Raw genomic sequence first — 22137 nt, forward strand, 5'->3', positions numbered from 1 at the left:
GCGCTCGACCGCGGCACTCTGAAGGTGCGTTCCATGGTGCTGCCCGACCTCTACCAGGAGCACGACAAGCCCGAGCGCATGTATGCCCAGGCCGGCCTCGACGCCGCCGCCATCGTCGCAAAGGTCTTCGAGGCTCTCGGCAGGGAAGAGACTCGCCAAGCGCGAGCCTGATCCATCATGACCCGCAAACGTGCCGATGTGGTGCTCGTCGAGCGCGGCTTCTTCGCGAGCCGCGCGCGGGCACAGGAAGCGATCGCCGCCGGTCTCGTCACCGTGAACGGCGCTGTGGTGAAGAAACCCTCGGATGCCGTGGCGGAGGATGCGGTCATCACCGCCGTTCAGCCGCATCCTTACGTCTCGCGCGGCGGCGTGAAGCTGGCGGCGGCTCTCGACGCCTTCGGCATCGACCCGAAGGGCTGCGTCTGCCTCGACATCGGCGCCTCCACCGGCGGCTTCACGGAAGTGCTGCTGATGCGCGACGCCGCGCATGTCTATGCCGTCGATGTCGGTCACTCGCAGCTTCACCCGAAGGTAGCGGGCGATCCGCGCGTCACCAACCTCGAAGGCACGGATGCCCGCTCCCTCAATGAAGAGCTCATTCCGGAGCCTTGCGATATTCTCGTCTCGGATGTGAGCTTCATCTCGCTCAAGCTCGTGCTGCCCGCCGCCATCGCCCGTCTGAAGCCGCAGGCGAAAATGGCGGTTCTCGTGAAACCGCAATTCGAGGCGGGGCGCGACCACGTGAAGAAGGGCATCGTGCGGGACGAGGCCGTGCACCGCGCCGTATGCGAGGACATCAGTGCCTTCGTCGCCGCGCTTGGATTTATCATCGACGGGATCGTCCCCTCGCCCATCGAAGGCGGAGACGGCAACCGCGAATTCTTGTTGGGAGCCCATCGTGGCTGATCAGGTTGTCATCAAGCGTCTCGGCGCGAAGGCGGACGGCATTGCGGACACCGCCTCGGGGCCCCTCTTCGTGCCGAGGGCATTGCCGGGGGAAACCGTCACCATCGAGCGCGACGGCTCGCGCGCGGAGCTGATCAGCGTCGATGCGCCGTCGCCGGAGCGCGAGACGCCGTTCTGCCCTTATTACGATGAATGCGGCGGCTGCGCGACGCAGCACATGAAGCATGGCTTCTATCAGGCCTGGAAGCATGAGATTCTTGCCCATACCCTGCGCCAGGCGCGGATCGAGGCCCCCGTCGAGTCGCTGATCGACGCCCATGGCGAGGGCCGCCGCCGTGTGACATTGCATGTGCGCTTTCCGGATCGGGCCATGCATGTGGGCTACATGGCGGCTCGCAGCCACCAGATCGTTGAGATCGCCTTCTGCCCCATCGCCGAGCCCGCGCTGAAGGAGCAGGCCGCAGTCATCGCGCGGGCCGTCGGCGAGCATCTTAAAAGCGCCCGCAAGCCGCTCGATATCCAGATCACCAGCACGCAGACCGGCTTCGATGTCGATGTGCGCGGGCACGGGCCGCTGAAGGACGCGGACCGCCTGAGCCTGATCGATCTCGCCGCGCGGCTCGATCTCTCGCGCCTGTCGATCCATGGGGACGTGATCGTGGAGCGCCGTCCGCCCGCGATCACGATGGGGCGCGCTTCCGTCGTTCCGCCCCCGGGATCCTTCCTGCAGGCCACGCGCCTGGGAGAAGAGACGCTCGCCCGCTTCGTCACCGAGGCCTGCGAGCGCGCGAAACGCGTCGCCGATCTGTTTTCAGGCTCCGGACCTTTCGCCCTGCGCCTTGCGGAAAGAGCGGAGGTTCATGCGGTCGAATACGATCAGGGCTCGATGACGGCTCTCGACAAGGCTTTCCGCGCGACCCCGGGCCTGCGCCGCATCACCACGGAGGCCCGCGATCTCTTCCGCCGTCCGCTTCTCCTGCCCGAGCTCAACGCATTCGACGCCGTGGTGCTCGATCCGCCGCGAGCGGGCGCTGAAGCACAGGCGAAGCAGCTTGCCGTCTCGAAAGTGCCGCTCGTCGTGAGCGTCTCCTGCGATGCCGCCACCTTCGCGCGCGATGCCGCCATTCTGATCGGCGGCGGCTATCGCCTGGAACGCGTGATACCGGTCGACCAGTTCAAGCACTCGCCACATCTCGAAGTCGTCGGAATCCTGAGGCGCGACGTAGCGAAGAAGCGGCGGTGAATTCACCCGTCATCCCCGGCCTTGAGCCGGGGATCCACGTCTTCGACGCGTTGCGGGTCCCAAGACGTGGATGGCCGGGACAAGCCCGGCCATGACGAAGGGAACGAGCGCGATCCTAAAACAGGCTTCCCTGATCGTCCTCGTCGCTGGAGAGAGGCTTCTTCGCCTTTGGCTTGCTCTTCTGCACGGGCGCGGGTTCCGGCTGCGCCAGGGGCTCCATCAGGCTCGGGTCGTCGTTCTCGACCTTGTTCACCCGGCTCGAGACCGGAACAACATCGAGCCAGTCGTCGGGACAGGGCCGCACGAGGCGCATGACGTCGGCGCGTTCGTCGCGCACGTCGAGCCATGCGGCGATATCCTTCTCCGAGAGGATCACGGGCATGCGGTCATGCACGGCGGAGAGCGCGCCGTTGGCGTCCGTCGTGACGATCGCGGCGGTATCGATCTCGGCGCCGTCGGGGCTCATGTAGGTCTCCCACAGGCCCGCCATCGGCATGGGCCTGCGCGAGCGCGGGCGGATGAGAAACGGCGTCTTTTCGCGTCCGTGGCGCTGCCACTCGTAGAAACCGTCAGCCAGGAAGACGCAGCGTCGCCGCTTCAAGGCCGCCTTGAAAGTCGGCTTCGTCTCGAGCGTCTCGCCGCGCGCATTGATCACGAGGGGAAAATCCTTCGGATCCTTCACCCAGGAGGGCAGGAAGCCCCAGCGCACCAGCATGAAATGCCGATTGCCGCGATCCTCCATCACGATGGGCACGGGCTGCGTGGGGGCCACGTTGTAGCGCGGAGGAAAGTTCGGCTGCTCCGGGTAGCCGAAGAACTCCCGGTAGGCTTCGGGAGGAAGAGTGATGGCGTAGCGCCCGCACATGGTTGGTTCCTCAATCCTTGGTCGTCATGGCCGGGCGTGTCCCGGCCATCCATGTCTTTGAACCGTAACGCCAACAGGCGTGGATGCCCGCAACGGGTGCGGGCATGACGTTAGAGCCACCTCTTCCAACGGAAATAGAGATAGGGCAGCACGGCTGCGAGGATCATGAGGGTGATCGCCCAGAGATAGCCGTGATGCCATTCGAGCTCGGGCATGAACTTGAAGTTCATGCCGTAGAGCGACGACACCAGGGTCGGCGGCAGGAAGATCACCGACATGACCGAGAAGATCTTGATGATGTCGTTCTGCTCGATGGTGACGAGTCCGAGCGTGGCATCGAGCAGGAACTGGACCTTGTTCGAGAGGAAGGTCGCGTGCTCCTCGATGGATTGCACGTCCCGCAGAGCCGTGCGCCATTCCGCCTGATAGCCGCGCGACTTCTGCGGCCTCGGCATGCTGGCGGACAGGAAGAGCAGCAGGCGCTCCACGGAGACCATGCTCTCGCGCACGTTCGAGATCACGTCCGCCTTGCGTCCGATGGATTTCAGGGCCACCCGGAACGACGCGGTGCGGCGCGTGCCCTTTTTCTCGTTCTCGAAGATCGTCTGGGACAGTCGGTCGATGCGCTGCCCGATCGTTCCGAGGATTTCGGCGGCGCGATCGATGACCGTCTCGATCAGACCGTCGAGAACCGCCTCCGGCTGATGCCGGCAGCCGCCCGGCTTGCCGGCTCGGGCCGTGAACATGCTGAAGGAGCGCGGCTCGCCGTAGCGCACGGTCACGAGGGTCCGCTCGGTCAGGATGAACGAGACGTCGATGAGCTTCGGATTGTCCGTGTCCGAGCTGCAGAGCACGCGCGCGGTCATGTAGCGCGCGTTGTTCTCGCTGTAGAGGATCTCTGACGGCTCGATATCCGCCATCTCCTCGCGGGTGGGGATCTCGATGTTGAGATGGCGCTCGACGAGCCGGTCCTCGTCCCGGGTCGGGTCGATCAGATCGACCCAGAGGGCATCGACCGGGATCGGCTCTCCGGGAGGCAGCACGGACCGCACGAGGGACGCCCCTACGGAAGCTGCTGCCTGCGCCGGTTGATGGATCACAATCATCACTCGCCTCCACTCGAACCCGCCATTCCCGAACGTGGGCCGGGAAGCCCCTCAGGTTTAAAGACGTGGATGCCTGGATCAAGTCCGGGCATCATGGAAGAGTGTGGTTGTCGCCCTCTCATTTCGACGGCAGCGGCGGCGTATCGTCCGGCACGAAGAAGTCGGGCATCAGCGGCTTGCCGGGGTCGACCCGGTACGTCTCGAAATCCGTCACGCCCTCTTCGCTCAGGAAAACGTCGTCGATGAGGAAGTGTCCCGAGAAGTCCTTCGCGGGCTTCTGGAAGATGGCATAGGCCGCATCGGCCAGGATCTCGGGCGTGCGACTCGCCTGCACGATCTCCTCGCCGCCCAGAAGGTTCCTCACGGCGCTCGTCGCGATGGTGGTGCGCGGCCAGAGCGCGTTCACGGCGATGCCTCGTCCCCGCAGCTCGCCGGCCAGCCCGAGCACGCACAGGCTCATCCCGTATTTCGCAAGGGAATAGGCGAGATGCGGCGCAAACCATTTCTCTTTCATGTCGAGGGGCGGCGACAGCATGAGAATGTGCGGGTTCTGAGCCTTCTCCAGATGCGGGATCGCGTATTTCGAGACCATGTAGGTGCCGCGCGTGTTGATCTGGTGCATCAGATCGAACCGCTTCATGTCCGTCGCCGGAGTCGGCGTGAGGCTGATGGCGCTGGCGTTGTTCACCACGATGTCGAGGCCGCCGAAGGTTTCGACCGCCTTGTCGATGGCGCCGCTCACCGCCGCCTCGTCGCGCACGTCGACGACGAGCGGCAGCGCCTTGCCGCCCGCCTTCTCGATCTCCTCCGCCGCCGTGTAGATGGTGCCGGGGAGCTTGGGATGCGGCTCGGCGGTCTTCGCAGCGATGACGACATTCGCGCCGTCCCTGGCGGCGCGCACGCCGATGGCGAGACCGATGCCGCGTGAGGCGCCGGGGATGAAGAGAGTCTTTCCCTTGAGGCTCATCGGATCAGCTCGCCAGCATCAGATCGGCGTCCTGCAGGAAGCCTGCGCCCCGGAGCACCGTATCCTCCAACCCCTTGGCACCGACCGCGACGTTCTCCGCGAAGAAGCGGCAAAGCGCGATGCGACCCGCATGGGCGGGATCCGTGTCGCCGCCCGCCACCAGCGCATTCGCCGCGAGCGCCGCTTCGGCCAGGGCCACGCCGCCCTGGGCCAGGGCGAAGAGACGCAGATACGGCGTCGCGCCCGCCAGCGCTTCCGCAGGCGCGTTCGAGGAGACCGACTGGAGCATGAAGCTCGTCGCGCGGTCCAGGCTGTCGATGGCGTCGCGCAGGCGCGAGGCGGTCGCCCCGAAAGCCGGCGTGCCTTCCTTCATGATCCGCGTGACGACGGCGCGCATGGAGGCGATCTGCGCATGCACTGTGTCGCCGTCGGACAAGGGCAGCTTGCGCATGACGAGGTCGATGGCCTGGATGCCGTTGGTGCCCTCGTAGATCGGCGCGATGCGCGCATCGCGGTAATGCTGGGCCGCGCCCGTCTCCTCGATGAAGCCCATGCCGCCATGGACCTGCACGCCGAGCGACGCGACTTCCATGCCGATATCGGTGGAGAACGCCTTCGCCACGGGCGTCAGCAGGGATGCGCGCTCATGAGCCTTCTTGGCCTTCACCGAATCCTGTTCCAGATGCGCGCGGTCGATGGCCTCCGCCGTCATGTAGCAGATGGCGCGCGCGGCGGCGGTGAGCGCCTTCATGGTGAGGAGATTGCGCTGCACGTCCGGGTGTTCGACGATGGCGCTCGTGCCCTCCACGGCGCCGATGGCGCGGCCCTGGCGCCGCTCGTGGGCGTAGGCGAGCGCCTGCTGATAGGCGCGCTCGGCGATGGCGACGCCCTGCAGGCCGACGGCGAGGCGCGCATTGTTCATCATCGTGAACATACAGGCGAGGCCCCGGTTCTCCTCGCCCACGAGCCAGCCGACGGCGCCGCCGTTGTCGCCGAAGATCATGGTGCAGGTGGGCGAGCCGTGAATGCCGAGCTTGTGCTCGATGGAGTGGCAGCGCACGTCGTTGCGGGTGCCGTCGGGGAGGAACTTCGGCACCAGGAAGAGCGAGATGCCGCGCGTGCCCTGCGGCGCGTCGGGCAGGCGCGCCAGCACGAGGTGGACGATGTTGTCGGTGAGATCGTGCTCGCCGTAGGTGATGAAGATCTTCTGGCCCGTGATGCGGTAGGTGCCGTCGCCGACAGGCTCCGCGCGCGCGCGCAAAGCCGCCAGATCGGACCCCGCCTGCGGCTCGGTCAGGTTCATCGTCGCCGTCCATTCACCGGAGACGAGCTTTTCGAGATAGCGGTCCTTCAGGTCCTCCGAGGCATGGGAGGCCATCGCCTCGATCGCGCCGTGCGTCAGCACCGGGCCGATGCCGAAGGCCATCGAGGCGGAATTCCACATCTCGACGCAGGCCGAGTTCAGGAGCGTCGGCAAGCCCTGCCCGCCATATTCGGCGGGGCCGGGAAGCGCGTTCCATCCGGCCTCGGTCCAGGCCCGATAGGCCTCCTTCCAGCCGGGGGCGGTGGTGACGACGCCATCCTTCAGGGTCGCGCCGTGCTCGTCTCCCTCGCGGTTGAGCGGCGCGATCACGTCATTGGCAAAGCGGCCCGCCTCCTCCAGGATGGTCTGGGCCAGGTCGGCGGAAAGGTCTGCATAGAGCCCATCGGCGATCGCGCGGTCGAACCCCGCCACGTGGCGCATGGTGAAGACGATGTCCGGCACGGGCGCGCGGTAGGTCATGGCATTTCCTTTCGAGCAACGGCTTTTCATATTGACGCGTTCCCACGCGTCATTAAACCCGCCCAAGGTATCATTGCTCCTCGGACAAGGGACAGTTTAGACGTGAACGATCACGGGTCAATGGGACGCACGGCACGTCTTGCGGCTGACGGGGCCGGTTTGGCGGAAGCCGCGGCCATTCTGAGGCGCGGCGGTCTCGTGGCCTTCCCGACGGAGACGGTCTACGGATTGGGTGCCGACGCGACCAACGCAGAGGCGGTGGCGGGCATCTATGCCGCCAAGGAGCGTCCGAGCTTCAACCCGCTGATCTCCCATGTCGACAGCTTCGAAGCCGCGAAAATTCAAGGCGCCTTCGACGACACGGCCCGGACGCTGGCCGAGGCCTTCTGGCCGGGCCCTCTCACCCTCGTGGTGCCCGTCGCCCCCACCTGCACCGTATCCGATCTCGCCCGCGCCGGCCTCGATTCCGTGGGCCTGCGCGTGCCCTCGCATGCCCTCGCCCATGCGCTCCTGAAGGCGACCGGCCGCCCTGTGGCCGCTCCTTCCGCCAACCGCTCGGGCCGCGTGAGCCCGACTGATGCGGATCACGTTCTCGGAGATCTCGACCACCGCATCGATGCAGTGGTCGATGGCGGCGCGTCGGAGGTCGGTGTCGAATCCACCATCGTCGCGTGCCTCGGCGGCGCGCCACGCCTGCTGCGCCCGGGCGGCGTGCCGCGTGAGGCGATCGAAGCCCTCCTGGGGCAACGCCTCGTCACCGGTACGGAGAGTGGGACCAGCCCGGTCGCGCCGGGCATGCTCGCTTCGCACTACGCGCCGCGCGCGCAGGTGCGCCTGAGCGCGACGAAGATCCGGCCCGGCGAAGCCGCCCTGCTGTTCGGCCCTGCGATGCCCCCGGGCAGCGAGCAGGCGAAGGCTGCGCTCAACTTGAGCGAAAACGGCGACCTCAAGGAGGCCGCCGCTCATCTGTTCTCGTATCTCCGTCGGCTCGACGCATCGGAGGCGGAGACCATTGCCGTTGCGCCCGTCCCGGAAACCGGCTTGGGCGAAGCCATCAACGACCGCCTCCGTCGCGCTGCCGCGGAGCGGTGATCCGCACCCTATTCTCCTGCGCCTTCCGTCATCCCCGGCCTTGGGCCGGGGATCCACGTCTTTGAGGCGCGGTGCTTCTCAAGACGTGGATGGCTGGGACTGATCCCCGGATCAAGTCCGGGGACGGCCATGACGATCGTGAAGGGACGTGTAAGGCGCTTACTTCGCCGCGAGCTTCGCGGCGATCTCGGCCACGTGGCGGCCCTGGAAGCGGGCGCCGTCGAGTTCGGTCTTGCTCGGCTGACGGGAACCGTCGGCGGCCGCGATGGTCGATGCGCCGTAGGGCGAGCCGCCCTTCACCTCTTCGACGCCCGACTGACCGGCGAAGCTGTAGGGCAGACCGACGATGACCATGCCGTGGTGCATCAGCACCGGCAGCGTGGTGAGAATGGTCGCCTCCTGACCGCCGTGCTGGGTCGCCGTCGAGGTGAAGACCGAGCCGACCTTGCCGATGAGCTTACCCTGAGCCCAGAGGCCGCCGGTCTGATCGAGGAAGTTCTTCATCTGCGCGGTCATAGTGCCGTAGCGGGTCGGCGTGCCGAAGATGATCGCGTCGTATTCCGGAAGCTCCTCCACGGTGGCGATGGGGGCCTTCTGGTCAGTCTTGTAATGGGCTGCCTGGGCGATCTCGGCGGGCACCAGCTCGGGCACGCGCTTCACCACAACCTCCGCGCCGGCCTCGCGCGCACCTTCGGCGGCCGCATAGGCCATCTGCTCGATATGACCCCAGGACGAATAATACAGCACAAGAACCTTGGCCATGTGATCTCCGTTATGAAAGAGGATTTTGCAAGCGGCGCATACCGGGCCGCTCTGCCGATGAACGATGACGTAAGGATAACCTTTCCAACATGCAAAACCAGTGTTAGGTATGCAGGACTTCCATTGCACTCGTGCAAATTGACATGGCCAAACAGCAACAGCTCGACTGGGACGATTTCAAGCTCGTCAAGATCATCGCGGAGGCCAGCGGCCTCGCGGGCGCGGCCGAGCGCCTGGGCGTCAATCACTCCACGGTGTTCCGACGGCTCGGCCAGATGGAGGAGAACCTCGGCGTCAAGCTCTTCGAGCGGCACAGGACCGGTTATGTGCTGACGCCCGCCGGCGAGGAGATGTCCGCTCTCGCCGAGCAGATGGAGGAGAACGTCACCTCCTTCACGCGCAAGCTCGCGGGCCAGGCCGTCGCGCCCGCGGGGGAGTTGCGGGTCACGACGAACGACACCCTGCTCGTTCACATGCTCACGCACATCTTCTCGCGTTTCGTGAAGGCCTGCCCGGAAATGCGGCTCGACGTGGTGCTCGCCAACCAGGCCCTCAACCTGTCGAAGCGCGATGCGGACGTGGCGATCCGCGCGACCGACGATCCGCCGGAAACGCTCGTCGGCCGCCGCGTCGCGACGATCGCCTGGGCCATCTACGGACGCCTGGAAGACTTTCCCGATCACCAGAACCCGACGGACCTCAACTCGCCCGCGCTCTACAACCGGCCCTGGGTTGCGCTCGGCGACAATCTCGCGACGCTCAAGGCGGCGCGCTTCGTGCGCGACCGCGTGGAGCCGGAGAACATCGCTTACAAGGTGAACACGGTCCTGGGCCTTGCGGAAGCGGTGGAGGCCGGGATCGGCATCGGCCCCCTTCCCTGTTTCATCGCGGATGCGAAGCGCAGCCTGGTGCGCCTTTCAGACATAAATCCGGATTTCTCCGCGGGCCTGTGGCTGCTCACCCATCCCGATCTTCGCCAATCGGCCCGCGTGCGCGCCTTCATGGATTTCATGGCTGTCGAAATCGGAAAGCAGCGGCGCTGGATCGAGGGGCACGGCAGGAAGCCCGCCGATTAGAGCCTTTTCGGCGAAGTGGAAACGGCTCTAGCCGATCTCCACCACCACGCGCCCCTTGACCTGACCAGCGACGATCCGTTTTCCGGCATCCATCACATCGTTCAGGGGAATGGTGGAGGTCATCGCGGCGAGCTTCGCGTGGTCGAGCTCGCGCGCGAGCCGGTTCCATGCCTCGATGCGGAGCGGCTTGGGCGCCATCACCGAATCCACGCCGAGCAGCGACACGCCGCGCAGGATGAAGGGCGCGACGGTCGAGGGCAGATCCATGCCGGCCGCCAGACCGCAGGCCGCGATTGCGCCGCCGTATTTCGTCATGGAAATCACGTTCGCGAGCGGGATCGAGCCCACCGTGTCGACGCCCGCCGCCCACCGCTCCTTGCCGAGCGGGCGCACGGGCCCGGCGAGTTCGCTGCGCTCCAGGATCTCGGCCGCGCCGAGGCCTTTCAGATAATCGGCTTCCTCGGGCCGCCCCGTCGCGGCGATCACGTGCCAGCCCGCCCGGGCGAGCAAGGCGACGGCGACGGAGCCGACGCCGCCCACAGCGCCGGTGACGATGGCAGGGCCGCGCTCGGGGGTCAGCCCGTGCCTCTCGAGCGCCATCAGGCAGAGCATGGCGGTGTAGCCCGCCGTGCCGATGGCCATGGCCTGCTGCGGCGTGAGCCCTTCAGGCAGCGGGATCAGCCAGTCGCCCTTCACGCGCACCTTCTGCGCATAGGCTCCGAGATGCGTCTCGCCCAGGCCCCAGCCGTTCAGGATCACCGCGTCGCCTGCCTTGAATGCGGGGTTGGACGAAGCCTCGACGGTCCCGACGAGATCGACGCCGGGGATCATCGGAAAGCGCCGCACCACCGGCGCCTTGCCGGTCAGCGCCAGGCCGTCCTTGTAGTTGAGGGTGGAATGCGACACGCGGATTGTGACGTCGCCGTCCATCAGATCGGCCTCGTCGAAATCGCGAAAGCTCACGGATTGACCGGCATCGGTCTTGTCGATGACGAGTGCCTTGAACGTTCCCATCGCAATTCATCCTCCCCGCGACGATTGTTGGCGCGGGGAGGCATCGGGGCAAGCGTGCATGTCTCATCCCTTCGGACGAGACGCAGCCTCACTCGGCGGGCTGCAGCACCGGACCGCGCTCGACCGGACGCTCCTTGATCGGCAGGTTGATCAGGGCCGAGGCGATGCCGAGCGCGATGGAGAGCCACCAGACGAGCGTGTAATTGCCGTAGATCTCGTACAGCTCGCCGCCGAGCCAGACGCCGAGGAAGCCGCCGACCTGGTGCGAGAAGAAGGCGAAGCCATAGAGCATGGCCATGTAGCGGGTGCCGAACATCAGCATGACGAGGGAGGATGTGGGCGGCACGGTGGAGAGCCACAGGAGCCCGATGGCGATGCCGAAAGCGATCGAGCTCATGGGCGAGGCCGGGAGCAGGATGAAGGCGGCAATCGCCAGCGAGCGGCCGAAATAGATCCAGGCCAGCAGCCAGCGCTTCGACATGCGGGTGGAGAGCCAGCCCGAGCCGAGGGAGCCGAAGGCATTGGCGAGGCCGATCACGGCGAGGGTCCAGCCACCGACAGCGGCCGAGAGGCCAGCATCCTTCAGATAAGCGGGCAGATGCGCGGTGATGAAGGCGAGCTGGAAACCGCAGGTGAAGAAGCCGAGAACCAGGAGCACATAGGAACGGTGCTGGAAGGCTTCCGTCAGCGCCTGCTTGATGGACTGGTGCGGGACATTGGCCGCGCTGGCCTGGGCCGCCGCGCCCGGACGGGTCGCGAGCGCCAGCGCCAGGGGCATCACGATCAGGACGGAGCCCGCGAAGATCACCAGCGCCTGATGCCAGCCGAACGAGTCGATGAGGGCGTTGCCGATGGGCGGGAAGAGGAACTGGCCGAAGGAGCCCGCCGCCGTGCCCGCGCCGAAGGCCATGGGACGCCACTTCTCCGGCAGGAGCTTGCCGAAGGCGCCGAGGACGAGATTGAACGAGCAGCCGGACAGGCCGAAGCCGATGAGAACGCCCGCGCCGAGATGGAGGATTCCGGGCGTCGCCGCATTGGCCATCACCACGAGGCCGAGCGCATAGAGCACGGCCCCGACGCACAGCACCCGGAACGCCCCGTAGCGATCCGCAACCGCGCCCGCGAAGGGCTGTCCGACGCCCCAGAGAAGGTTCTGCAGGGCGATGGCCAGGCTGAACGTGTCGCGCCCCCAGCCGAACTCGGTGGTCATCGGGATCTGGAAGAGCCCGACGGACGCGCGGGGTCCGAAGGTGATCAGCGCGATCAGGCAGCCGGCGAGAACGATGAGCTCCGGGGAGACCCGGGCTTGAGTGGAAGGCGCGGACATCGGCACGGTCCTCAGGAGGCAAATCGGAGGGCGGATCCTATCCGAAGCGCGGCATCAGCGACATTGAAAGTTTATTGGCTTTGGCATGAGAAGCCGTGATGGATCGCGGCCCGTTCCCGGTCCGCGATCCCTCGACTCAGGTCTGCCCCGGCTTGAGCTTGTAGAAGATGTGACGGCCGATCACGTCCATCTTCTTGAGGCGGCGGGCCCAGGAGGGGCGCACGTAGTTCGCATGGTAGTGGGTGGCTCCACCCACGTCCGCGAGATAAGTCTTGCCTTCGAGCACCGCGCTCGCCACCCGCTTGGCACGCTCCCAGGAGCTCGAATCGGTGATGCGCAGGGCCTTGCCTTCGCAGGCGAAGGTGAACTGGCAGGCCAGATGGCGGTGGCGGTTCTGGTAGACGACGCCGCAGATCGAGGACGGATAGAGACCGCTCTTCACGCGATTGAGCACCACCTGCGCCACGGCGGCCTGACCCTCCTCGGGCTCACTGCGGGCCTCGAAATAGACGGCCTCGGCGAGGCAGCGCTGCTCCTTGTTCATGTTGTCGGGATCGATCAGATCCGCGTAACGCGGCGCCGCCATGCCGTCGGCTTTCGGCACGAAGCTCGTGCCGAAGCTGCCCTTGTCGAGGCGCGGCGATTGCAGGGATACCGGGGCGGCGGCGATCTCGACGGGCGTCGCCTCCATGGGAGCGGGCGTCGTCGAGGACAGGGCGACGGCGCGCTTCACCATCGGCGTCGTGGGACTGGCCGCAGCGCCCGTCGAGCCGGCGGCGGCCGCGGCGGGCGACTGCACGGAGACGGATTGGCGCGTGGTCGTGAATTCCGGTGCCTCCCACGGCTCGAAGCTCTGCTCCATGTCGGGAGCCTCCAGCTCGCCCTCCATGAGAACGGTGGGCGGCAGAAGCCGCTCGTCCTGCCGGAAGAGAAGACGGGAGCCGCCCGCCTGCGCGAGGTCGGAGCGCAGCTGGCTCGCCCTCAAGGACAGGGTGACGTGGGGCGCGACGAGGGGATCGCCCTTTCCGGAACGTTCGACCACCGGATCGGGGCCCGCATTCGCCTTGCGGTCATCCTTGGGCGGAACCGTATTCGCCAAATTGTCGGGCAGATCGTAACGGGGCACGAACCGCAGCACGTCCCGCTCGAGATCGAGCCTGCCGCCTGCGATCGACATGGAGATGGGGGGCACGAGGGCGGTCTGACCGAGATGCGCCAGCGGGCCGCGCGCCGTGAAGCTCACGCCGGCCTGCGGATCGTTGCTGGCGGAGGCCGTGAACGAGATCAGGAGACCGGTGGCGAGCGCCCAGGGCGCCGTCGTGGCGCAGATCCATCTCACCCGAGAACGACGATTCCGAAGACGCACGCGAACACCCACTCAACCCAGGGAAGCATCGGACAGAAGGCTTCCATTCCTTATGGTTATCCGGGGTTAAGGTTGATGGGTGGTTAAGAGGAACGCCTTCCTGACCTTAAGCTCCTGCGGCGGCCTGACGCTTCTCCGCCATGCGGCGCAAGGCGTCCGCCGTCTCCGGATCGGCCGGGAAGAAGGCTTCGATGGCGAGCTCGGACAGGGTCACGTCGACCGGGGTGCCGAAGATCGTCGTCGTGCTGAAGAAGGTGAGCACGCCCTCCTCCGTCGCGAGCTGCAGCGGCACGACGAGCCCCGCGTGATCCTCGCGGGACCGGGCCGAGCGCTTCGCGGCATCCGGGATCGGATAGGCGCGCAGCTCCTCGCTCAGGCCCGAGAGCACCGCGTCTCCCGTGACGTTCACCTGATGGTTCAGGCGCGCGACGAGATGCTCGCGCCACTCCGCGAAATTGACGATGCGCCGCGCGAGGCCGGCCGGATGCACGCTCAGGCGCAGCACGTTCACGGGCGGCTTCAGGAGCGCAGGGTCGACGCCGTCGACGAGCGAGAGCAGCGCGCCGTTGGCCGCCACGAGCGACCAATGTCTGTCGACGGCGAGCGCGGGATAAGGCTCGTGTCCCTTCAGCACGAGATCGATGGCGTCGCGCATGCTCTTCAGGGCCGGATCGTCGAGGGAGCGTTCGGAATAGACCGGCGCGAAACCCGCCGAGGCGAGCATCACGTTGCGCTCGCGCAGGGGCATGTCGAGCTTTTCGGCCAGGAGCTGCACCATCTCGCGGCTCGGCTGCGAGCGGCCGGTTTCGAGAAAGCTCAAGTGCCGCGTGGAGATCTCGGCATCGAGCGCGAGATCGAGCTGGCTCATGCGGCGGCGCTGGCGCCATTCGCGCAGGTAATCACCGAAGTGGTGGACGGCGGGGGCTGTGGTCTTTGCGGGCTTCATGGCCGAACCATAGCGCGAGGCAGCGCCCAACTCCATGACCTCGGAGGTAATCGACGCGCTTCCCCCGCTGAGTGATCCTTCGATGCGGTTGCGATGGTCAACCACACATTCGAGAGGAACATGCCATGACGCTTCACCCCTCCCCGCTCCTTCGCCAGGCGCTGCTCGCCGATGCGACGACAAGCGGCGCCTTCGGCCTGCTGATGCTGCTCGCGGCCGGGCCGTTGAGCCATCTGCTCGGACTGCCGGAGATGCTCCTGCGCGGCACAGGCGCGATCCTGGTGCCCTACGTCGTGTTCCTCGCCTGGCTCAGCCTGCGCGAACAGACGAACCGGGTGCTCATCTGGGCCGTCATTCTCGGCAACGTTCTCTGGACGGCCGACAGCGTGCTTCTTCTCATCAGCGGATGGGTTTCGCCCACCGGGGCAGGCTATGCCTTCGTGATCGCGCAAGCGCTCGTGGTGCTGATGTACGCGGAGCTTCAGTTCATGGGCCTGCGCCGGTCAAACACGGCGGTCGCCTGAGACACCAACGCACTCCTCGTCATGCCCGGCCTTGTGCCGGGCATCCACGTCTTCGACCCTCTGTGTTTCTCAAACGTCTTGGTCGCCACGAGTGCGGCCATGACGTTTGAGGTGCCGGAGCGCGATCGCGAATCCTAGCCCTTGTCCCGCCCGTTGAACGGGATGGACTTCAAATCCGACAACTCGACCTCATCCAGGCAGCGCACATTGATCGCCGCCATTGCCTCGCCGGTCGGCTGCTTGCCCTCGCCGAAAGTCGCCGTGCCGCAGGTGGAGCAGAAACGATGCCGGATCGTATGCGTGTTGAAGGTGTAGGTGGACAGGTTCTCCTCGCCGCGCACCTTCAGCGCATCGCGCGGAACGAAGGTGAGCAGATAGCCCTTCTTGCGGCAGATGGAGCAGTTGCATTCGATGACTTGCTGGAGATCCGTCTCGACCTCGAATGCGACCTTGCCGCAATGGCATGATCCTGTGTGCAGCGCCATTTTCGTTCCCCTTGTTACAAGGCCGTCATGAGCGTGACGATGAGCCCCGCTCCGATCACGGCAATGAAGCGATCGTTCATCGTCAGCGGCTCCGTCCTGCCCTGCGCCGCCAGCTGCCCGACGACGAGATCGACGACGAGCGACACCGCGAAAGGCCATGCGGCCGGCGGAACGGCGAGCTGCTGCCATTCGGGCTTGAGCCTGACGAGGAAACCGATGGCGATGCCGGACACCAGCACCGCCCCGATGTAGAGAAGCCTCACGCGAGACAAGGCCATTTAAGCCTGGCTCGCGGCCTTGTTGCCGAGCGCCGCCTGCGCGGCCGCCAGACGCGCGATCGGCACGCGGTAGGGCGAGCAGGACACGTAGTCGAGCCCGACTGACTGGCAGAAATGGATCGACGCCGGATCGCCGCCATGCTCGCCGCAGATGCCGAGCTTGATGCCGGCTTTCGTTGCCCTGCCGCGCTCAGCCGCGAGCTTCACCAATTCGCCGACGCCTTCCTGGTCGATAGTGACGAAGGGATCGGCGGGCAGGAGGCCCTTCTGCGTGTAGGGCCCCAGGAACGAGGCCGCGTCGTCGCGCGAGATGCCGAGCGTCGTCTGCGTCAGGTCGTTGGTGCCGAACGAGAAGAACTCCGCCGATTGAGCGATCTCACCGGCGCGCAGAGCCGCGCGCGGCAGCTCGATCATCGTGCCGACCTGATACTCGACCTTGACGCCGCTTTCCTTCGCGACCGCTTCCGCCATGGCGACGATGCGATCCTTCACGAGGTCGAGTTCCGCCTTCGTCATGACGAGCGGCACCATCACTTCCGGCACCACCGGCTTGCCCGTCTGCTTGCCCGCCTCCACCGCGGCCTCGAAGATGGCGCGCGCCTGCATCTCGGCGATCTCGGGGTATGCGACCGCGAGACGGCAGCCACGGAAGCCGAGCATCGGATTGAACTCGTGCAGTTCGCGGGCGCGATGCTTCAGCTTGTCGACGGAGGCATTCATGGACTTCGCCACCTCCTCCATCTCCTCATCCGTGTGCGGCAGGAACTCGTGCAGCGGCGGATCGAGCAGGCGAATCGTGACCGGCAGGCCGCTCATGATCGTGAACAGCTCGACGAAGTCCTTGCGCTGCATGGGCAGCAGCTTCGCGAGAGCAGCCCTGCGGCCCGCTTCGTCGTCGGCGAGGATCATCTCGCGCACCGCCACGATGCGGTCGCCTTCGAAGAACATGTGCTCCGTGCGGCACAGCCCGATGCCTTCCGCGCCGAAATTGCGGGCGGTCTTGGCGTCGAGCGGCGTTTCCGCATTGGCGCGCACCTTCATGCGGCGCACCTTGTCGGCCCAGCCCATGAGCGTGGCGAACTCGCCCGACAGCTCCGGCTCCAGCATCTTCACCTGGCCGAGCAGCACCTGGCCGTTCGAGCCGTCGATGGTGAGGACATCGCCCTTCTTCAGGGTCTGACCGGCCACCGTCATGGTCTGCTTCTGATAATCCACGCGGATCGAGCCCGCGCCGGACACGCAGGGCTTGCCCATGCCGCGCGCGACCACTGCCGCGTGCGAGGTCATGCCGCCGCGGGTGGTGAGAATGCCCTCGGCCGCGTGCATGCCGTGGATGTCCTCCGGCGAGGTTTCGACGCGCACGAGGATGACCTTGCGGCCGGCTTTCTTGGCGGCTTCCGCGTCATCCGAGTTGAACACGATCTCGCCCGAGGCCGCGCCCGGCGAGGCCGGAAGGCCCGTAGCCAGGATCTTGCGCTCGGCCTTGGGGTCGATGGTCGGATGCAGGAGTTGGTCGAGGGCCGCGGGCTCGACGCGGGTGATCGCCTCCTCCTGCGTGATCAGGCCCTCGCTGGCGAGCTCCACCGCGATGCGCAGCGCCGCTTTCGCCGTGCGCTTGCCGTTGCGGGTCTGGAGCATCCAGAGCTTGCCCTTCTCGACCGTGAATTCCATGTCCTGCATGTCACGGTAGTGCTTTTCCAGAATGCCGTAGATGCGCACCAGCTCGGCATAGGCCTGCGGCATCGCCTTCTCCATGGAAGGCTTGTCGGAGCCGGACGCGATGCGGGCGGCTTCCGTGATGTCCTGCGGCGTACGGATGCCCGCCACCACGTCCTCGCCCTGCGCGTTGATGAGGAACTCGCCGTAGAGCAGCTTCTCGCCCGTCGAGGGATTGCGGGTGAAGGCGACGCCGGTGGCGGAGGTCTCGCCCATGTTGCCGAACACCATGGCCTGGACGTTCACCGCCGTGCCCCAGCTCGCGGGAATGGCGTGCAGCTCCCGGTACTTGATGGCGCGGTTGTTCATCCAGGAGCCGAACACGGCGCCGATGGCGCCCCATAGCTGCTCCTGCGGCTCCTGCGGGAAGGGCTTGCCGAGTTCCTTCTGGACCAGATCCTTGTAGCGCGGAAGGATCGCCTTCCAGTCTTGCGCCGTCATGTGCGTATCGAGCGAGTAGCCCTTGCGGTCCTTGAACTCGTCGAGGATCTCCTCGAAGTGATGATGCTCGAGTCCCAGCACCACGTTGGAATACATAGTGATGAAGCGGCGGTAGGAATCGTAGGCGAAGCGCTCGTCCCCGGCGCCCTTGGCCAGCGCCTCGACGGTCACGTCATTGAGGCCGAGATTGAGCACCGTATCCATCATGCCCGGCATCGACGCGCGCGCGCCGGAGCGGACGGAGACGAGAAGCGGATTCTGAGCATCGCCGAAGGTGCGGCCCGTGAGCCGGCCCACGAAGTCGAGGGCTTTTTCGACCTGGCCTTTGAGCTCTTCAGGATAGGAGCGGCCATGGTCGTAATAATAGGTGCAGACTTCCGTGGTGATCGTGAAGCCCGGAGGAACCGGCAGCCCCAGGTTGGACATCTCGGCGAGATTCGCCCCCTTGCCCCCAAGCAGGTTCTTCATTCCCGCCTGGCCTTCGGCCTTGCCGTCTCCGAAGGTATAGACCCACTGCGTCATCGCTTAACCCCTTGGCTTCTGGAACGCCTGCTGCAGCGCAGGTTTGGCTTGAAGCATCTGGTACCCAAACGCAAGCTGAACAGCCAAGGTTCTATATTGCAAAAGAAGTAGTCTTTTCGATGCCCGCGAGGCGCGCCGGCGCTCTTTTTACGTGCCGGGCGGCCACAAAAAGGAAAAGGCCGGGACATGCCCGGCCTTGGTGTCGTCAGGATCGCGGGCTTACACCCGGTAGCGCCCGTTGCGCTTCACGTAGACCGTGGCGCCGACGGGAACACGCTCGTAGAGGTCCACGATGTCCTCGTTGAGCATGCGCACGCAGCCGGAGGAAACCTGGTCGCCGATGCTCCAGGGCTCGTTGGTGCCGTGGATGCGGAAGAGGATGTCCCTGCCGTCCTGGTAGAGATAGAGCGCGCGGGCGCCGAGCGGATTGTCGAGACCGGCCTCGCGGAAGCGCGGGAGATCGGGCTTGATGCCAACCATGGTCTTGGTGGGCGACCAGGCGGGCCAGACGCCCTTGCGCCCGACCGATGCCATGCCTCTCCAGGAAAAGCCCTGCTTGCCCACGCCGACGCCGTAGCGAATCGCCTTTTTGTCGGGCTGCACGAGGTAGAGCATGCGCTCGTCGATATCGACCACGATGGAGCCGGGCTTTTCGGGACCGTCGTAGGTCACCGTCTGCTTGGCGTATTTCGCATCGATCCTTCTGCGGTCGACGAGCGGAACGTCGAACGGCTTGTCGGGCATGGAGCCGACGTACCAGGCGGCATAGTCGTCCGCCGGGGCCTCGGCGGGCGCGGAGGCCTGCTGAGTGGTTTGGCAAGCGGTCAGAGAAGCGCTCAGGAGAGCGCCGAGAAGCAGGCGTCGGATCATGGTGCGAGTCTACCCGAAAAGGTGTTGCGGACTACCTAGAGCCGGGAGGGGCATTTGGCTGTGCCCCTCCTGCAACACCTCGACGGGAATTTAACTCTGTTACCCTTCGATCCGGGAGAAGTCGGCCACAGTGCGCGTCGCCTCGCGGATGCTGTTGAGGAGACGCAGGCGATTGGCGCGAAGAGCCTGATCCTCCGCATTCACCGTCACCTTGTCGAAAAAGGCGTCGACCGGCTGGCGCAGGCGGGACAGGGCCCGCATCGCGCCCTCGAAATCCTCTGATTCGACGGCTTTCGTCGCCTCTTCCTTCGCGCCGTGGAGAACGACGGCGAGCGCCTTCTCCTCGATCTGACCGTAATCGTTCACGATCTGGAGATCGGGCGCCTCGTCATAGGCGCGTCCGTCCTTCTTCTCCTCGATGCGCAGGATGTTCGCCGCGCGGCGATAGCCAGCAAGGAGATTCGCGCCGTCCTCCGTGTCGAGGAAGCGGCCGAGCGCCTCGACGCGGCGCACGATCATGAGAAGGTCGTCCTGGCCTTCGAGCGCGAACACGGCGTCGATGAGATCGTGACGCGCGCCCTGATCGCGCAGATAGACCTTCAGGCGGTCGGCGAAGAAGGAGAGGAGGTCGAGCGAGCGCATATACATGATGCGCGCCAGGCTCTCCGCGTTCCCCAGCTGCCTCTGGCGGAAGATCGATTCGAGATCCGGCAGCGCAGGATGCGAGACGAGCGAGGCGAAAGCGCTGTCCTCGATGGCCTCGACGAGCTTCCTCGCCTGGAGGAACTCCTCGAAGAGAACGTCCTTGGCATCCCGTGCGAACGGCTTCGCGAATAGGGAGATGAGAGGCAGCTTGATGTTGTTCTCGAGCACCAGCCTGATCACGCCCAGCGCCGCGCGACGCAGCGCATAGGGATCCTTCGATCCGGTCGGCTTCTCGTCGATGGCCCAGAAGCCCACGAGCGTGTCGATCTTGTCCGCGAGAGCCACGGCAACCGACACCGGATCGGTCGGCACCCGGTCGGAGGGGCCGAGAGGCTTGTAGTGCTCTTCGATGGCGGCGGCGACGGACGGATTCTCGCCTTGCAGGGTCGCGTAGTAGCGACCCATGAGGCCCTGCAGCTCGGGGAACTCGCCGACCATCTCGGTCACGAGATCGGCCTTGGCGAGACGCGCGGCGCGCTCGGCGAGAGCGGGATCGGCGCCGACGATAGGAGCAAGCTCCCTGCTGAGCGCCGCGATGCGCTCCACGCGCTCGTATTGGGTGCCGAGCTTTTCGTGGAAGACGATGGCCTTCAGCTTCTCCAGCCGGTCTTCCAGCTTCACCTTCTGGTCCGTCTCCCAGAAGAACTTGGCGTCGGAGAGGCGGGCGCGCACCACGCGCTCGTTGCCGCCGACGATCGTCCTGCCGCCATCCGTCGCGAGGAGGTTGGAGACGAGGATGAACTTGTTCGCGAGCTTACCGGTCGCAGGATCGCGCAGCACGAAGCATTTCTGGTTCGCGCGGATGGTGGTGCGGATCACCTCGGGCGGAATGTCGAGGAAGGCTTCGTCGAACGAGCCCATGAGCACCACCGGCCATTCCACGAGTCCGGAGACCTCCTCCAGCAGGCCTTCGTCCTCGACGAGTTCGAGGCCCTGCGCGAAAGCGAGATCCTTGGCGTCGTGCAGGATCATGTCCTTGCGGCGATCCGCGTCGAGCACCACCTTCGCGCGCTCCAGCGCGGGCACGTAATCGTCGAAGCGCTTCACGCGGATCTCGCCCGGCGCGAGGAAGCGGTGCCCGTGGGTGACGTCGCTCGAGACGATGCCGTCCACCTCGAAGCGCACGATTTCCGGATCCTCCGTTTCGGGGCCGAAGGTGCAGAGGATCGATTGCAGGGGACGCACCCAGCGAAGCGAGCCGGGCTCGGCGGACGCCGCCCCCCAGCGCATCGATTTGGGCCAGGGGAATGTCTTGACGATCTGCGGCAGGATCTCAGCCAGCACGTCCGTGGTCGCGCGGCCGGGCTTCTCGATGATGGCGACATAGAATTCGCCCTTCTTCGGATCGCTCTCGATCTTCGCCTGATCGATGGAGGAGAGCCCCGCGCCTTTCAGGAAGCCCTGGATCGCCGCATCGGGCGAGCCCACGCGCGGACCTTTGCGCTCCTCGCGCACGTCCTGCCCCTTCACGGGCAGGCCCATGATGGTGAGCGCGAGGCGGCGCGGTGTGGAGAAGGCCTGTGCCCCCTCGTAGAGGAAGCCGCGCTCCACCAGCGCATCGGTGACGAGCTTCTTCAGATCCTCCGCCGCGCGGCGCTGCATGCGGGCGGGGATTTCTTCGGAAAAGAGTTCAAGGAGAAGATCGGGCATAATCGGTTCGCCGCTCTATTCCCCTCCCCCTTGTGGGGAGGGGTTAGGGGTGGGGGTGTCGGCGCCAGCGCCGTTCGAAGCTGCGGTGTAAAGAGCCGCATAGATCGTGTCGAGCACGACATCGATCTGATTCATCACTTCATGGTTCCAGAATCGAAGAACTCTGTAGCCTTGCGTCGTCAGCCAGGCGCTTCGTGCCGCATCGGCCTGGAGACCGGCTTCGAAGCCGTGCTGGCTTCCATCGATTTCCAGGATCAGCTTGGCTCCATGACAGACGAAGTCCGCCACGTATGGGCCGATGGGAGCCTGCTTGCGGAAATGCGTATCGGCGAGCGGAATGCGCTCCAGATGCCACCAGAGACGCTTCTCGGCATCCGTCATCCGCCGGCGGAGGCCCCTGGAGCGAAGTGTTCCTGCTTTTGTCGTTCGGGGCATGGGAGCCTGGAGCTTAGTGTTGGGGAGCCGGCACCCCCACCCTAGCCCTCCCCACAAG

Annotated in this window: 20 protein-coding genes; 5 read left to right on the forward strand and 15 right to left on the reverse strand. The window is 65.9% G+C overall.

Annotated elements, in window-relative coordinates; translation table 11 throughout:
* Positions 1-177: 177 nt before the first annotated feature.
* Positions 178-906: a TlyA family RNA methyltransferase gene (locus tag ACS5Q0_RS06170; protein WP_473125734.1), complete on the forward strand. Its 729-nt coding sequence runs from the start codon at positions 178-180 to the stop codon at positions 904-906.
* Positions 899-2149 (forward strand): class I SAM-dependent RNA methyltransferase, encoded by a 1251-nt coding sequence (locus tag ACS5Q0_RS06175; RefSeq protein WP_473125735.1) that lies wholly within the window; start codon positions 899-901, stop codon positions 2147-2149. The genes ACS5Q0_RS06170 and ACS5Q0_RS06175 overlap by 8 nt, the downstream gene beginning before the upstream one ends.
* 115 nt (positions 2150-2264) lie before the next feature.
* On the opposite strand, the gene ACS5Q0_RS06180 is transcribed toward ACS5Q0_RS06175, so the two are convergent.
* From ACS5Q0_RS06180 to ACS5Q0_RS06195, 4 genes are all read right to left on the reverse strand, one after another.
* On the reverse strand, positions 2265-3014 hold the full coding sequence (locus ACS5Q0_RS06180) for an SOS response-associated peptidase (protein WP_473125736.1): 750 nt from the start codon (positions 3012-3014) through the stop codon (positions 2265-2267).
* A 110-nt stretch (positions 3015-3124) separates the two neighbouring features.
* Entirely contained in the window at positions 3125-4120 is a 996-nt protein-coding gene (locus tag ACS5Q0_RS06185) for a magnesium transporter CorA family protein (RefSeq protein ID WP_473125737.1), read from the reverse strand.
* Between the two features lie 118 nt (positions 4121-4238).
* Positions 4239-5087 carry an SDR family oxidoreductase gene (locus tag ACS5Q0_RS06190; RefSeq protein ID WP_473125738.1) on the reverse strand — a complete coding sequence of 283 codons (849 nt, stop codon included), beginning with the start codon at positions 5085-5087 and terminating at the stop codon, positions 4239-4241.
* A 4-nt stretch (positions 5088-5091) separates the two neighbouring features.
* Positions 5092-6870, reverse strand: coding sequence for an acyl-CoA dehydrogenase (locus ACS5Q0_RS06195; RefSeq protein WP_473125739.1), 1779 nt, complete (start codon positions 6868-6870; stop codon positions 5092-5094).
* A gap of 120 nt (positions 6871-6990) precedes the next feature.
* Between ACS5Q0_RS06195 and ACS5Q0_RS06200 the strand changes: the two genes are divergently transcribed.
* Positions 6991-7962: an L-threonylcarbamoyladenylate synthase gene (locus ACS5Q0_RS06200; protein WP_473125740.1), complete on the forward strand. Its 972-nt coding sequence runs from the start codon at positions 6991-6993 to the stop codon at positions 7960-7962.
* Positions 7963-8121: 159 nt separating this feature from the next.
* On the opposite strand, the gene wrbA is transcribed toward ACS5Q0_RS06200, so the two are convergent.
* A complete protein-coding gene (gene wrbA / locus ACS5Q0_RS06205; protein WP_473125741.1) occupies positions 8122-8724 on the reverse strand; it encodes an NAD(P)H:quinone oxidoreductase in 603 nt (200 codons plus the stop codon).
* A 143-nt stretch (positions 8725-8867) separates the two neighbouring features.
* Here wrbA and ACS5Q0_RS06210 point away from each other — a divergent pair, with 143 nt between their 5' ends.
* A complete protein-coding gene (locus ACS5Q0_RS06210; RefSeq protein WP_473125742.1) occupies positions 8868-9800 on the forward strand; it encodes a LysR family transcriptional regulator in 933 nt (310 codons plus the stop codon).
* 27 nt (positions 9801-9827) lie between these two features.
* On the opposite strand, the gene acuI is transcribed toward ACS5Q0_RS06210, so the two are convergent.
* From acuI to ACS5Q0_RS06230, 4 genes are all read right to left on the reverse strand, one after another.
* Positions 9828-10814: an acrylyl-CoA reductase (NADPH) gene (gene acuI / locus ACS5Q0_RS06215; RefSeq protein WP_473125743.1), complete on the reverse strand. Its 987-nt coding sequence runs from the start codon at positions 10812-10814 to the stop codon at positions 9828-9830.
* Positions 10815-10902: 88 nt separating this feature from the next.
* The gene (locus ACS5Q0_RS06220) at positions 10903-12141 is read right to left on the reverse strand and encodes an MFS transporter (RefSeq protein WP_473125744.1); all 1239 of its coding nucleotides are present in this window, start codon (positions 12139-12141) and stop codon (positions 10903-10905) included.
* A gap of 136 nt (positions 12142-12277) precedes the next feature.
* On the reverse strand, positions 12278-13480 hold the full coding sequence (locus ACS5Q0_RS06225) for a cell wall hydrolase (protein ID WP_473125745.1): 1203 nt from the start codon (positions 13478-13480) through the stop codon (positions 12278-12280).
* Between the two features lie 133 nt (positions 13481-13613).
* A complete protein-coding gene (locus ACS5Q0_RS06230; RefSeq protein WP_473125746.1) occupies positions 13614-14453 on the reverse strand; it encodes a helix-turn-helix domain-containing protein in 840 nt (279 codons plus the stop codon).
* A 125-nt stretch (positions 14454-14578) separates the two neighbouring features.
* On the opposite strand from ACS5Q0_RS06230, the gene ACS5Q0_RS06235 reads away from it, so the two are divergent.
* Positions 14579-14977, forward strand: coding sequence for a hypothetical protein (locus ACS5Q0_RS06235; protein ID WP_473125747.1), 399 nt, complete (start codon positions 14579-14581; stop codon positions 14975-14977).
* 134 nt (positions 14978-15111) lie between these two features.
* Here the strand turns inward: ACS5Q0_RS06235 and ACS5Q0_RS06240 are convergent, their stop codons facing one another.
* The 6 genes from ACS5Q0_RS06240 to ACS5Q0_RS06265 all read right to left on the reverse strand — a co-directional run bounded on the left by ACS5Q0_RS06240 (position 15112) and on the right by ACS5Q0_RS06265 (position 22025).
* Positions 15112-15462, reverse strand: coding sequence for a GFA family protein (locus tag ACS5Q0_RS06240; protein WP_473125748.1), 351 nt, complete (start codon positions 15460-15462; stop codon positions 15112-15114).
* Positions 15463-15476: 14 nt separating this feature from the next.
* Complete coding sequence (locus tag ACS5Q0_RS06245; RefSeq protein ID WP_473125749.1) at positions 15477-15740, reverse strand: hypothetical protein; 264 nt, start codon at positions 15738-15740, stop codon at positions 15477-15479.
* Positions 15741-18419 (reverse strand): pyruvate, phosphate dikinase, encoded by a 2679-nt coding sequence (ppdK, locus tag ACS5Q0_RS06250; RefSeq protein ID WP_473125750.1) that lies wholly within the window; start codon positions 18417-18419, stop codon positions 15741-15743.
* A gap of 219 nt (positions 18420-18638) precedes the next feature.
* Complete coding sequence (locus ACS5Q0_RS06255; RefSeq protein ID WP_473125751.1) at positions 18639-19289, reverse strand: L,D-transpeptidase; 651 nt, start codon at positions 19287-19289, stop codon at positions 18639-18641.
* A 99-nt stretch (positions 19290-19388) separates the two neighbouring features.
* Positions 19389-21644 carry a glycine--tRNA ligase subunit beta gene (glyS, locus tag ACS5Q0_RS06260; RefSeq protein WP_473125752.1) on the reverse strand — a complete coding sequence of 752 codons (2256 nt, stop codon included), beginning with the start codon at positions 21642-21644 and terminating at the stop codon, positions 19389-19391.
* 15 nt (positions 21645-21659) lie between these two features.
* Positions 21660-22025 (reverse strand): endonuclease domain-containing protein, encoded by a 366-nt coding sequence (locus tag ACS5Q0_RS06265; RefSeq protein ID WP_473125753.1) that lies wholly within the window; start codon positions 22023-22025, stop codon positions 21660-21662.
* Between the last annotated feature and the right edge of the window lie 112 nt (positions 22026-22137).

The sequence above is a fragment of the Microvirga sp. HS2 genome (assembly GCF_055792805.1).

Excerpts from the sequence above, each read along its gene's own strand:
- ACS5Q0_RS06195 (WP_473125739.1), bottom strand. The coding sequence starts at position 6,870 with ATGACCTACCGCGCGCCCGTGCCGGACATCGTCTTCACCATGCGCCAC.
- ACS5Q0_RS06255 (WP_473125751.1), bottom strand. The coding sequence starts at position 19,289 with ATGATCCGACGCCTGCTTCTCGGCGCTCTCCTGAGCGCTTCTCTGACC.
- ACS5Q0_RS06235 (WP_473125747.1), top strand. The coding sequence starts at position 14,579 with ATGACGCTTCACCCCTCCCCGCTCCTTCGCCAGGCGCTGCTCGCCGAT.
- glyS (WP_473125752.1), bottom strand. The coding sequence starts at position 21,644 with ATGCCCGATCTTCTCCTTGAACTCTTTTCCGAAGAAATCCCCGCCCGC.
- ACS5Q0_RS06210 (WP_473125742.1), top strand. The coding sequence starts at position 8,868 with ATGGCCAAACAGCAACAGCTCGACTGGGACGATTTCAAGCTCGTCAAG.
- ACS5Q0_RS06245 (WP_473125749.1), bottom strand. The coding sequence starts at position 15,740 with ATGGCCTTGTCTCGCGTGAGGCTTCTCTACATCGGGGCGGTGCTGGTG.
- ppdK (WP_473125750.1), bottom strand. The coding sequence starts at position 18,419 with ATGACGCAGTGGGTCTATACCTTCGGAGACGGCAAGGCCGAAGGCCAG.
- ACS5Q0_RS06190 (WP_473125738.1), bottom strand. The coding sequence starts at position 5,087 with ATGAGCCTCAAGGGAAAGACTCTCTTCATCCCCGGCGCCTCACGCGGC.
- wrbA (WP_473125741.1), bottom strand. The coding sequence starts at position 8,724 with ATGGCCAAGGTTCTTGTGCTGTATTATTCGTCCTGGGGTCATATCGAG.
- ACS5Q0_RS06230 (WP_473125746.1), bottom strand. The coding sequence starts at position 14,453 with ATGAAGCCCGCAAAGACCACAGCCCCCGCCGTCCACCACTTCGGTGAT.
- acuI (WP_473125743.1), bottom strand. The coding sequence starts at position 10,814 with ATGGGAACGTTCAAGGCACTCGTCATCGACAAGACCGATGCCGGTCAA.
- ACS5Q0_RS06220 (WP_473125744.1), bottom strand. The coding sequence starts at position 12,141 with ATGTCCGCGCCTTCCACTCAAGCCCGGGTCTCCCCGGAGCTCATCGTT.
- ACS5Q0_RS06180 (WP_473125736.1), bottom strand. The coding sequence starts at position 3,014 with ATGTGCGGGCGCTACGCCATCACTCTTCCTCCCGAAGCCTACCGGGAG.
- ACS5Q0_RS06200 (WP_473125740.1), top strand. The coding sequence starts at position 6,991 with ATGGGACGCACGGCACGTCTTGCGGCTGACGGGGCCGGTTTGGCGGAA.
- ACS5Q0_RS06240 (WP_473125748.1), bottom strand. The coding sequence starts at position 15,462 with ATGGCGCTGCACACAGGATCATGCCATTGCGGCAAGGTCGCATTCGAG.
- ACS5Q0_RS06265 (WP_473125753.1), bottom strand. The coding sequence starts at position 22,025 with ATGACGGATGCCGAGAAGCGTCTCTGGTGGCATCTGGAGCGCATTCCG.
- ACS5Q0_RS06170 (WP_473125734.1), top strand. The coding sequence starts at position 178 with ATGACCCGCAAACGTGCCGATGTGGTGCTCGTCGAGCGCGGCTTCTTC.
- ACS5Q0_RS06185 (WP_473125737.1), bottom strand. The coding sequence starts at position 4,120 with ATGATTGTGATCCATCAACCGGCGCAGGCAGCAGCTTCCGTAGGGGCG.